The 10,243-nt window shown below is 66.3% G+C and carries 8 protein-coding genes; 6 read left to right on the forward strand and 2 right to left on the reverse strand.

Going from position 1 to position 10,243, the window contains the following annotated elements:
* The 3 genes from RT688_RS11540 to RT688_RS11550 all read left to right on the forward strand — a co-directional run.
* The coding region (locus RT688_RS11540) for a TPR end-of-group domain-containing protein (RefSeq protein WP_409521909.1) at positions 1 to 268 on the forward strand (268 nt) is incomplete at its 5' end.
* An 87-nt stretch (positions 269 to 355) separates the two neighbouring features.
* A complete protein-coding gene (locus RT688_RS11545) occupies positions 356 to 1,786 on the forward strand; it encodes an IgA Peptidase M64 (protein WP_313705025.1) in 1,431 nt (476 codons plus the stop codon).
* A gap of 156 nt (positions 1,787 to 1,942) precedes the next feature.
* Positions 1,943 to 2,431 carry a hypothetical protein gene (locus RT688_RS11550; RefSeq protein ID WP_313705026.1) on the forward strand — a complete coding sequence of 163 codons (489 nt, stop codon included), beginning with the start codon at positions 1,943 to 1,945 and terminating at the stop codon, positions 2,429 to 2,431.
* Between the two features lie 386 nt (positions 2,432 to 2,817).
* Here RT688_RS11550 and parC read toward each other — a convergent pair whose 3' ends face one another.
* Together parC and RT688_RS11560 are read right to left on the reverse strand one after the other, a co-directional pair.
* Positions 2,818 to 5,145, reverse strand: a complete 2,328-nt coding sequence (gene parC / locus RT688_RS11555; protein ID WP_313705027.1) for a DNA topoisomerase IV subunit A — start codon at positions 5,143 to 5,145, stop codon at positions 2,818 to 2,820.
* A gap of 152 nt (positions 5,146 to 5,297) precedes the next feature.
* On the reverse strand, positions 5,298 to 7,295 hold the full coding sequence (locus RT688_RS11560) for a DNA topoisomerase IV subunit B (protein WP_313705028.1): 1,998 nt from the start codon (positions 7,293 to 7,295) through the stop codon (positions 5,298 to 5,300).
* A gap of 280 nt (positions 7,296 to 7,575) precedes the next feature.
* On the opposite strand from RT688_RS11560, the gene RT688_RS11565 reads away from it, so the two are divergent.
* The 3 genes from RT688_RS11565 (at position 7,576) to RT688_RS11575 (ending at position 10,181) form a co-directional block, all read left to right on the forward strand.
* Entirely contained in the window at positions 7,576 to 8,388 is an 813-nt protein-coding gene (locus RT688_RS11565) for a response regulator (RefSeq protein WP_313705029.1), read from the forward strand.
* 202 nt (positions 8,389 to 8,590) lie between these two features.
* Positions 8,591 to 9,577, forward strand: coding sequence for a type 1 glutamine amidotransferase (locus RT688_RS11570; RefSeq protein ID WP_313705030.1), 987 nt, complete (start codon positions 8,591 to 8,593; stop codon positions 9,575 to 9,577).
* 268 nt (positions 9,578 to 9,845) lie between these two features.
* Positions 9,846 to 10,181 carry a hypothetical protein gene (locus RT688_RS11575; protein ID WP_409521910.1) on the forward strand — a complete coding sequence of 112 codons (336 nt, stop codon included), beginning with the start codon at positions 9,846 to 9,848 and terminating at the stop codon, positions 10,179 to 10,181.
* The last annotated feature ends 62 nt before the right edge of the window (positions 10,182 to 10,243 follow it).

The following is a 10,243-nucleotide window of genomic DNA, read 5'->3' on the forward strand; positions in this document are numbered from 1 at the left end:
GGTCGCCGCGGCCGCCGCGCCGCCGCCCGTCGCGAAGGCGGCGCCGTCCCTGCCGGCGGCGGATGCGCCGGCGTCCTGGTCGGCGGCGTATGAGGCGGCGCGCGCGGCCGCGCGCGACGGCGACGACGATGCCGCCGTACGCCAGTTGTACCAGGCTTACAGCGACGGGTGGCGCGACGGCGCGCATGCCGTCGCGGCGCCGGAGTTCGCACGCCTGCGGGACGACGTCCGCTTCCAGGTCCTGCTCGTGCGCCTGAAGGGAACGTAAGTCGTCGTTCCCGCGAAGGTCGGGCGCGGGATCGCGGATGGAACACATCGGGACTACAATGTGTTTTTCCATGAACGAAGCGAACCCATGTCCCTCTCCTGCGTTTGCCGCGGCCTGATCCTTCTCCTGGCCGTGGGCAGCGGCCTTGCCCAGGCCGCGCAACCGGCCACCGTCCGCCTCGACTACACCCACAGCGGCAACGCCCTGTCCGACCAGTACGCCATCGAGCGCGTGCTGGTCGAGCCGCTGCCCTGGCCGGGCGACATGGCGCGCAACCTGGACGACACCAACCGCGGCCAGAACCGGGTCGAGGTGGTCGACGCGAAAACCGGCGACCTGCTGTATTCGCGCGGCTTCTCGACCGTGTTCGGCGAATGGCGCACGACGGAGGAGGCAAGCAAGCTCAGCCGCAGTTTCGGCGAATCGGTGCGCTTCCCGGATTTCGAGCGGCCGGTGCGCGTGCGCATCCTCAAGCGCGACGAGCGCAACGCCTTCTCGGTGGCGTGGAGCGTGGACGTCGACGCCAGGGCCCAGGACGTGGTGAGGCAGCAGCCGGCCGCCCCGGCCAAGCCGATCGCGATCCGCGTCAGCGGCCCGTCGCCGCGGAAGGTCGACCTGCTGATCCTGGGCGACGGCTACACGCAACAGGACATGCCAAAGTTCGAAGCCGATGCGCGCCGCCTCTCGGCGCACCTGTTCACGGTGTCGCCGTTCAAGGAGCGCGCGAACGATTTCAACGTCTGGGCGCTGGCGGTGCCGACCGCGGAATCGGGCGTCTCGCGCCCGTCCACCGGCGTGCACCACGCATCGCGCCTGGGCACGCGCTACGACATCTTCGGCAGCGAGCGTTATGTGCTGACGCTGGATAACCGCGCACTGCGCGACATCGCCCAGCACGCGCCCTACGAGTTCATCGAGATCCTGGTCAACAACGAGACCTATGGCGGCGGCGGCATTTTCGGGCAGTTCAGCACGGCGGCCGCAAGCAACGACTGGGCCAATTACCTGTTCGTGCACGAATTCGGCCACCATTTCGCCGGCCTGGCGGACGAGTACTACACCTCGCCGGTGGCCTACCAGGCAAGCGGCACGCGCATGGAACCCTGGGAGCCGAACGTGACCGCGCTGCGCGATCCGGACCACATCAAATGGAAACAACATGTAACCGCCGGCACGCCCCTGCCGACGCCCTGGCCCAAGCAGGAGTACGAAGCGGCGTCGCGCGCCTACCAGAAGAAGCGCGCCGCGCTGCGTGCGCAGAACCGTCCGGAAAGCGACATGAATGCGCTGTTTCGCGAAGACCTGGCCGCCACGCGCGCCCTGTTCGCGAAGCAGCCGCACCGCCACGCCATCGGGGCCTTCGAGGGCGCGAACTACGAAGCGACGGGCTACTACCGGCCGGCGATGCAGTGCATCATGTTCGACCGCAGCGAGCAGTTCTGCCCGGTGTGCCAGGACGGGATCGGCGAGATCATCGACCTGTACGCGGGGCCGGCGTCGCGGCCGGGAAGGCGCTGAAACACCTTGTTTCAACTCAGCGGTAGTGTGTGTGATGGCGAACAGACCCATGTATGGGCGGGGCCTATTCTGAGGGCGTTGTTAATAAGAAGTTAAGCTAAAAACGCAAACGCGGGCACAGACCCGCAACCCACCATACAACCGAAAGGACACACCATGAACAAACTGCTCGCCACCCTGATCGCCGGCCTGTTTACCGCAGGCGCCTATGCCCAGACCACCGTCACCCCGGCCAACACCGAAGCCGTGGTGAAAGCCGAGGCGGAGGCCGAAACCGACATCGCCAAGGCCGAGGCGAAGGAAGCCAAGGCTGCGGCCAAGGCCGACGAAAAAGTCACCAAGGCCGTCGCCGACGCCCAGGAAAAGAAAGCCAAGGCCCACGCCAAGGCCGTGAAGGCGCATGCCGACGCGTCCGAAAAAGTGAGCAAGGCCGATCCTGAAGACCGCGCCAAGGCGATCGCCAAGGCCGAGGAAAAAGTGTCGGAAGCGAACTTGAAGGCCGAGAAGAAGATGATCAAGGCCGATGAAAAATCGCTGAAGGTGCAGGTGGACGCCGCTGCCGACAAGGCGACCGCGGCCGCCAAGACCGAACAGGTGCGCGCCGAGGCGATGGCGGACGTGCACAAGGCTGCGGCCAAGAAGTAATCACACCTGCGCGTGTAATGGATGCCGGCCGTGGTGCCGGCATTTTTTTTTTGGTGCAGCGCTGTCGCGGCTTCGGATGGGGACGACCGCGTGCGTTCGAGAACCCACCCTACGGACCGCCTCACGCTTTTCGATGTCGGAGCCGCTGTACCGCGTGGACACAGGTGTCCACCCTACAACAGCCTTGGTTTTCGTAGGGTGGACTCCCGAGTCCACGCTGTACGGCGGTTCTGCAATCGATCAGTTTTGTAGGGTGGGTTCTCGAACCCACGCGCTACGGCGCTTCCGCAATCGAAACGCAACATGATCCCGCGACCCACGCACATCCAAAAACAACAAAGCCGGCATCCGCCGGCTTTGTCACTTCACGCTACAACCAGGCGCGCTTACTCGCCCGTCGAACGCATCGCCAGGTCGCTCGCCTTGAGCTTGGCCGACAGCGGCTTGCCCTTCTTGGCGCGCTTGCCGAAGTGCGGCTCCAGGCCCGAGGCGTAGAGCTCGACCACGCGCGGCTTGGAGCCGGCCCAGGTGCCGATCACGTTCACGCCTTTCTGGCTGATCGGTTGCGCCGCCAGCAGCGTTTCCTTCGGCTCCAGGTCCATCAGCGTCACGCCGCGTCCGCCGTTGGTCAGCACCTTCATCTCGTCGATGCCGAACACCAGCACGCGGCCCTTCTCGGACAGGCAGGCTACCGCGCCGGCATTGTCCGCGACCACGCGCGGCGCCAGCGGCACGGCGCCATCGTCGAGCGTGACGAAGGACTTGCCGCCCTTCAGGCGGCTGACCATGTCGCCGGCCTTGGTGACGAAGCCGAAGCCGTTGGTCGTCGACAGCAGCAGGCGCGTTTCGCCATTGCCCGCGAAGTAGTGCAGGATGCGCACGCCGCCCGACAAATCGACCAGGGTCGTGATCGGCACACCGTCGCCGCGCGCCCCGGGCAGGGCCGCCACCGGCACCGAATACACCTTGCCGTTGTCGCCGATGCCCAGCAGGGTGTCGACCGTGCGGCATTCGAAGGCATTGCCCAGGCTGTCGCCCGGCTTGAAGGTGAACTGCGCCGGATCGTGGCCGATGCCGGTACGCGCGCGTACCCAGCCCTTCTCGGAGATGATGACGGTCACCGGCTCGTCGACCACCTTCTGCTCGGCCACGGCCTTCTGCGCTTCCTCGATCAGGGTGCGCCGTGCGTCGCCGAACTGTTTGGCGTCGGCCTCGATCTCGCGGATGATGGTGCGCTTCATGGTCGAGGGATTGGCCAGGATGTCTTCCAGCTTTTCCTTTTCGCTTCGCAGCTCGGCCAGCTCCTGCTGGATCTTGATCGCTTCCAGGCGCGCCAGCTGGCGCAGGCGGATCTCGAGGATGTCCTCGGCCTGGCGCTCGGACAGGCGGAAGCGCTCGATCAGGGCCGCCTTCGGCTCGTCCGCATTGCGGATGATGGCGATCACCTCGTCGATGTTCAGCAGGACGGTCTCGCGGCCCTCCAGGATGTGGATGCGGTCGTTGACCTTGCCGAGCTTGAACTCGGTGCGGCGCTTGACGGTGGTGAACCGATAATCGATCCACTCCTGCAGGATCTCGAGCAGGCCCTTCTGGCGCGGACGGCCGTCGCCGCCGATCATCACCAGGTTGATCGGGCTCGACGTCTCCAGCGAGGTATGCGCCAGCAGCAGCAGCATGAATTCGGTCTGGTCCTGGTTCTTCGACTTCGGCTCGAACACCAGGCGCACCGGCGCGTCGCGGCCGGATTCGTCGCGCATCGTGTCGAGCGCGCCGAGGATGGTCTGCTTCAGCGCCAGCTGCTCGGGCGTGAGGGTCTTCTTGCCCAGCTTGACCTTCGGGTTGGTCAGTTCCTCGATTTCCTGCTGCACGCGCGCCGCCGAGGTGCCCGGCGGGAGTTCGGTGACGACCGCCTGCCACTGGCCGCGCGCCAGTTCCTCGATCTTCCAGCGCGCGCGCACCTTCATCGAGCCGCGGCCGGTCGCGTACATGTCGGCGATCTGCGACGCCGGGGTGATGATCTGGCCGCCGCCCGGGAAGTCCGGACCCGGGACGATGGTCATCAGCTCGGCGTTCGAGATCTTCGGATTGCGGATCATGGTGACCGCGGCGTCGGCCACTTCGCGCAGGTTGTGCGAGGGGATCTCGGTCGCCAGGCCCACCGCGATGCCGGAGGCGCCGTTCAGCAGCACCATCGGCAGGCGCGCCGGCAGCGAGCGCGGCTCGTTCGTGGTGCCGTCGTAGTTCGGCTGGAAGTCGACCGTGCCCATGTCGATCTCATCTAACAGCAGGCGCGAGATCGGCGTCAGGCGGGCTTCGGTGTAGCGCATCGCCGCGGCGCCGTCGCCGTCGCGCGAGCCGAAGTTGCCCTGGCCGTCGATCAGCGGGTAGCGCAGCGAGAAGTCCTGGGCCATGCGCACCAGCGCGTCGTAGACCGACTGGTCGCCGTGCGGGTGCAGCTTGCCGAGCACGTCGCCGACCACGGCCGCGCACTTGCGCGGCTTGGCGGTGGCGCCCAGGCCCAGTTCGTTCATCGCGTACAGGATGCGGCGCTGGACCGGCTTCTGGCCGTCGGAGACGTCGGGCAGGGCGCGGCCCTTGACCACCGAGACCGCGTAGTCGAGGTAGGCGCGCTCGGCGAAGGTGGACAGGGTCAGCGTGTCGATATCGTCGGCCGGTTCGCTGGCTTGTTCAAAGAGGCTTGCTTGGGTAGACATATTCTGTGTGTTCGATTCTTGTTGAGCGGGTAGCGGGGCGCGGGGCGATTCGATTGTGCTGGCGGTGTAGTGGTGGGTTCGAGAACCCACCCTACGTAGGGTGGGCACTTGTGCCCACGCGTCTTTCGTGCCTCAAATCACCCCGGACGCCATCAAATATCCGCTTCCGTCTCGTTACCGTGTTCCTCAATCCATGCGCGGCGTGCGGCAGCTTCTCCCTTGCCCATCAGCATGTTGAAACGGGCCGAGGATTCGCCGTGGTCGAAGTCGCCCAGCGACACCGGCAGCAGACGGCGGGTGTCCGGGTTCATCGTGGTTTCCCACAGCTGCTCGGCGTTCATCTCGCCCAGGCCCTTGAAGCGGGAGATGCTCCAGGAACCTTCCTTCAGGCCTTCTTTTTTCAGCTTGTCCTCGATCGCCAGCAGTTCGCCGTCGTCGAGGGCGTACAGCTTCTGCAGCGGCTTCTTGCCGCGCGCCGGCACGTCGACGCGGTACAGCGGCGGACGCGCCACGCAGATGTGGCCATGCTTGAACAGGGCAGGGAAGTGCTTGAAGAACAGGGTCAGCAGCAGGACCTGGATGTGCGAGCCGTCGACGTCCGCGTCGGACAGGATGCAGATCTTGCCGTAGCGCAGACCGGTGAGATCCGGCGAATCGCCGTGCGAGTGCGGGTCGACCCCGATCGCCACGGAAATGTCGTGGATTTCGTTGTTCGCGAACAGGCGGTCGCGGTCGGTTTCCCAGGTGTTCAGGACCTTGCCGCGCAGCGGCAGGATGGCCTGGAATTCCTTGTCGCGGCCCATTTTTGCGGAGCCGCCGGCCGAGTCGCCCTCGACCAGGAACAGTTCGTTGCGGGTGATGTCCGAGGATTCGCAGTCGGTCAGCTTACCCGGCAGCACGGCCACGCCCGAGGATTTTTTCTTCTCGACCTTTTGCAGCGAACGCATGCGCGACTGCGCCTGCTTGATCACCAGGTCGGCCAGCTTCTTGCCGTATTCGACGTGCTGGTTCAGCCACAGTTCCAGCGGCGGCTTGGTGAAGGTCGAGACGAGCTTCACGGCGTCGCGCGAGTTCAGGCGCTCCTTGGTCTGGCCCTGGAACTGCGGGTCCAGCACCTTCGCCGACAACACGAACGAGACCCGTGCGAACACGTCTTCCGGCAGCAGTTTCACGCCTTTCGGCAGCAGGCCGTGCAGTTCGACGAAGCCTTTCACGGCGCCGAACAGGCCGTCGCGCAGGCCGGATTCGTGGGTGCCGCCGCTCGGGGTCGGGATCAGGTTGACGTAGGACTCGCGCACGATCGCGCCTTCCTCGGTCCAGGCCACGACCCAGGCCGCGCCTTCGCCTTCGGCAAAACCTTCGTCGCCCGCGGCGGCGTATTGCGCGCCTTCGAACAGCGGGATCAGGGTTTCGCCGTTCGAGCTCGAGGCCAGCGCTTCGGTGAGATAGCCGCGCAGGCCTTCGTCGTAGCGCCAGGTCTGGACGTCGCCGGTCTTGGCGTTGGTGAGGGTGACGGTGACGCCCGGCAGCAGCACGGCCTTCGAACGCAGCAGGCGCTGCAGTTCCGTCATCGGGATGTTCGGCGAATCGAAGTATTTGCCGTCCGGCCAGGCGGTGACGCGGGTGCCGTTCTTCTTGCCGCCGCGCTCGAATGGGCCTGAGGTCAGGGGCTCGATGACGTCGCCGTCGGCGAACACCAGGTTGTGGACGCCGTTGCCGTCCTCGGTCTTGCGCCAGACGGTGATTTCCAGGCGCTTCGACAGCGCATTGGTGACCGAGACGCCGACGCCGTGCAGGCCGCCCGAGAAGGCGTAGGCGCCGCCCGAACCCTTGTCGAACTTGCCGCCGGCGTGCAGGCGGGTGAAGACGATCTCGACGGTGGAGACGCCTTCCTCGGGGTGCATACCGACCGGGATGCCGCGGCCGTCGTCCTCGACGGTAATCGAACCGTCGGTATTGATCGTCACGCCGATGTTCTTGCAGTGGCCGCCCAATGCCTCGTCGGAGGCGTTGTCGATCACTTCCTGGATGATGTGCAGCGGATTTTCCGTGCGGGTGTACATGCCCGGACGCTGCTTCACGGGTTCGAGTCCTTTCAGGACCCGGATGGATGATTCGCTGTAATCGGTTGCGGGTTTCTTAGTGGCCATGCTGATCAGTGTTTTTTCGAATGCCTGCGCATTCTATATCTTGTCGGAAGGAAAAAGCAGGGATGGCGTGACGGATTGTGCTTGTCAACGCAAAGGAACGTGACTAGATTGGTACGCAAGCGTGCTACGTCAGGGCGGCCCTGGAAACCGTCGATCGGACGGCATCGGCCAAGGATAATACTGTACATGTGTACAGTATCGAATGCAAGGCCGATGCGCCGCGTGGCATCATGCACAACAATGGGGAGCCCCGGAAGCGGCGCCTGCCGGGACGGTCATCATGCAGGTACAAAAAATTCCGATTGCCGTACGCCTGCTCGGATTCGAGCCCGGCGAGGCCGCCCGCATGTCCGCGATGTTATGCGCGGTCCCGCGCGCGGGGCCGTCCTATGCCTGCCTGCACGAAGACAGCCTGCAGGAGCCCGATCTCTACCTGGTCGACGGCGAAAACCCGGCCGCGCTGCTGCGCCTGACCAGCATGCGCGGCATGCCGCTGGCGCTGCAGGTAGGGGGGCTTGACCACGGCCTGGCGCGCCTTGCGCGTCCCTTCGATGCCGCCACGCTCCAGGTGACGCTTGCCCACCTGGTCGCCGAGCGCCGCCGCGCGCTGGAACTGCTGTGCGCGCGCGGCGAGCCGCCCCTGCCTGAACGGCGCCGCCGCCAGCGCCTGGCCGACGACAGCCTCGCCGTCGATGGCCCGGCGCTGCGCCAGCTGCCACGGCCGGACCAGGTCCTGATCGTCGACAAGGAGGGCGCCTTCCGCGACCACCTGGCGCGCCTGGTCGGCGAGCGCCGCCTGGCGATCGCCTGGACCGACAGCGCATCGACCGCGGTGCGCCTGTGCGACGAGACCCAGGTGGGCGTGGCGATGATCAATACCTCGACCCCCGGCATCGATCCCTACGCACTGTGCAGCGCGATCAAGGCCCAGGAGGGCGCGGGCCGAACGGCGGTCGTGTTCCTGGTCGGGAAGGCCTTCCCCTACGATACCGCCCGCGCCCACTCGGCCGGCGTGCGCGGCCTGCTCGACAAGCCGGTGGCGGATCGCAGCCTCGTTGCCATCCTCGCCCGCCTCACCTCGATGCCGGCGTAGGGTGGGCGGCTATGCCACCCACGCGTTCAAACCGCGTGCGCCCGGACACACGTCCTGTTGGACGCGTGGACGGGAAACCCGTCCATCCTCGGTTCCTGCGCTCGACGGTTTCCTTCGTGACGCTGTTGAATGAGGTGCCCAGCCGTGTGATTTTGTTACAACTTCAAATCGTGCGCGGCCGTGGCGGAGCTATATTGAGACCATGGCAGATGATCATCAACCCCAGCGTGGCGAGGCGCCCGGCCCGCCGCTGGAGACCCGCCCCGACGCGCCCGAGCGCGTTCCCGACCGCCGCTCGGCAGATGGCCCGCCGCGCTACCAGCGCCCCGGCGACACGCCGTTCGCGCTGGTTGGACGGGTCTTGTCCTCGCGCTGGCGCGCACTGCGCGACCGCTTCCACCGCGACTTCATGCGCCGCACCCTGCGCATCGGCGTCTCGGCCCGCATCTTCCATCCCGAACCGGGCGCGACTGGCCTGCGCAGCAAGAACCTGCAATACCTGGAGGAATCGATCGCGCAATGGGTGATGTCGCGCGACGTGCTGGTGTTCATGATCCCGACGGTGAACACGAACGGGCTGCTCCATCCCAGCAACATCACGCTGCGCCACTACGCGCGCCACCTCGACGGCCTGGTGCTGCAGGGCGGGGCCGACGTCTCGCCGCAGACCTATTCCGAATCGCCGACCCGCCCCGAGTGGAGCGGCGACCGCGCGCGCGACCTCTACGAGCTCGAGCTGCTGCACGAATTCGTCGAGGCCGGCAAGCCGGTACTGGGCGTGTGCCGCGGCTGCCAGCTGATCAACGTGGCCTTCGGCGGCACGCTCTACCAGGACGTGGCGACCAACCTGCCCGAAGCGCTGGCCCACGTGCACACCGACTACGACGCGCACCGTCACGCGATCGAGTTCCCGCCGGGTTCCTCGCTGGGGCGCATGTTTCCGAACGCCCAGCGGCCGACCGTCAATTCGATCCACCACCAGGCGGTCAAGGAACTTGGACGCGACGTGCGCATCGAGGCGGTGTCCTATCCCGACGGCATTGTCGAGGCGATCCGCTACGACCGGGCCGATTTCGTCATGGGCTTGCAGTGGCATCCGGAGTTCCACCGGGCGGGCGGGACGGACCTGCTCGATTGCACGCCGGTGCTGGATGAGTTTTTAAGGGCGGCAAGGGAGACGCGGTTGTAGCTCGCTTTGCCGTTGTTCGGCCGGTGAGACAGCGTGGACTCGGGTGCCTACGCCGGCCGCGCCCACCCTACAACTGCCTTTCGTAGGGTGGACACCTGTGTCCACGCGGTCTCACCGCATGCACCGCGCCACCGTCTACGCCTTCCCCATACGCACGCACGCTTGCAAAATCGCTTGCATCCCACCCGCCCCTTGATTACCATTGAATGAGAATGATTCTCATTCATAGAAATCGACACCCACCGTCCAACGAACCCGAGGGGCCGCCATGCAAGACCAACCGAACAAGCCATCCATGCCGCCGGCGCAGGACCTGCGTCACCGGGACGCGGTAATGATCGCGTCGCTGCTGCATCTGATGTCGCACTACACCGCGCGCGACGAGAACGACCGCCCCTGCGTGCGCCTGGCCTCGGTGATCGAGCGCCACTTGTGCGCGCTGGCGCGCCTGCCCGAGCTCGACCCGGTGCTGCGCGCCACCTGCGAGCAGCTGTGCGAGAAGTGGGCCGGCATGGTCGACGACGGCATGCCGCGCCCGGCGGCGAAAACCGGCTTCCTGGAACGCATCATGCGCGGCGGCCGCCTCGGCGCCAGCCCGGCCTGAACCGCGCGTAGGGTGGGCGGCTCCACCCGGGACCGATGATCATCCGCACCGCTTGCGCCGCC

The organism is Massilia sp., assembly GCF_032106685.1.
GTDB lineage: Bacteria > Pseudomonadota > Gammaproteobacteria > Burkholderiales > Burkholderiaceae_D > Telluria.

Bases quoted from the DNA above. Each gene is read 5' to 3' on its own strand.
- RT688_RS11545 (WP_313705025.1), top strand. From the start codon at position 356: ATGTCCCTCTCCTGCGTTTGCCGCGGCCTGATCCTTCTCCTGGCCGTG.
- RT688_RS11550 (WP_313705026.1), top strand. From the start codon at position 1,943: ATGAACAAACTGCTCGCCACCCTGATCGCCGGCCTGTTTACCGCAGGC.
- parC (WP_313705027.1), bottom strand. From the start codon at position 5,145: ATGTCTACCCAAGCAAGCCTCTTTGAACAAGCCAGCGAACCGGCCGAC.
- RT688_RS11560 (WP_313705028.1), bottom strand. From the start codon at position 7,295: ATGGCCACTAAGAAACCCGCAACCGATTACAGCGAATCATCCATCCGG.
- RT688_RS11565 (WP_313705029.1), top strand. From the start codon at position 7,576: ATGCAGGTACAAAAAATTCCGATTGCCGTACGCCTGCTCGGATTCGAG.
- RT688_RS11570 (WP_313705030.1), top strand. From the start codon at position 8,591: ATGGCAGATGATCATCAACCCCAGCGTGGCGAGGCGCCCGGCCCGCCG.
- RT688_RS11575 (WP_409521910.1), top strand. From the start codon at position 9,846: ATGCAAGACCAACCGAACAAGCCATCCATGCCGCCGGCGCAGGACCTG.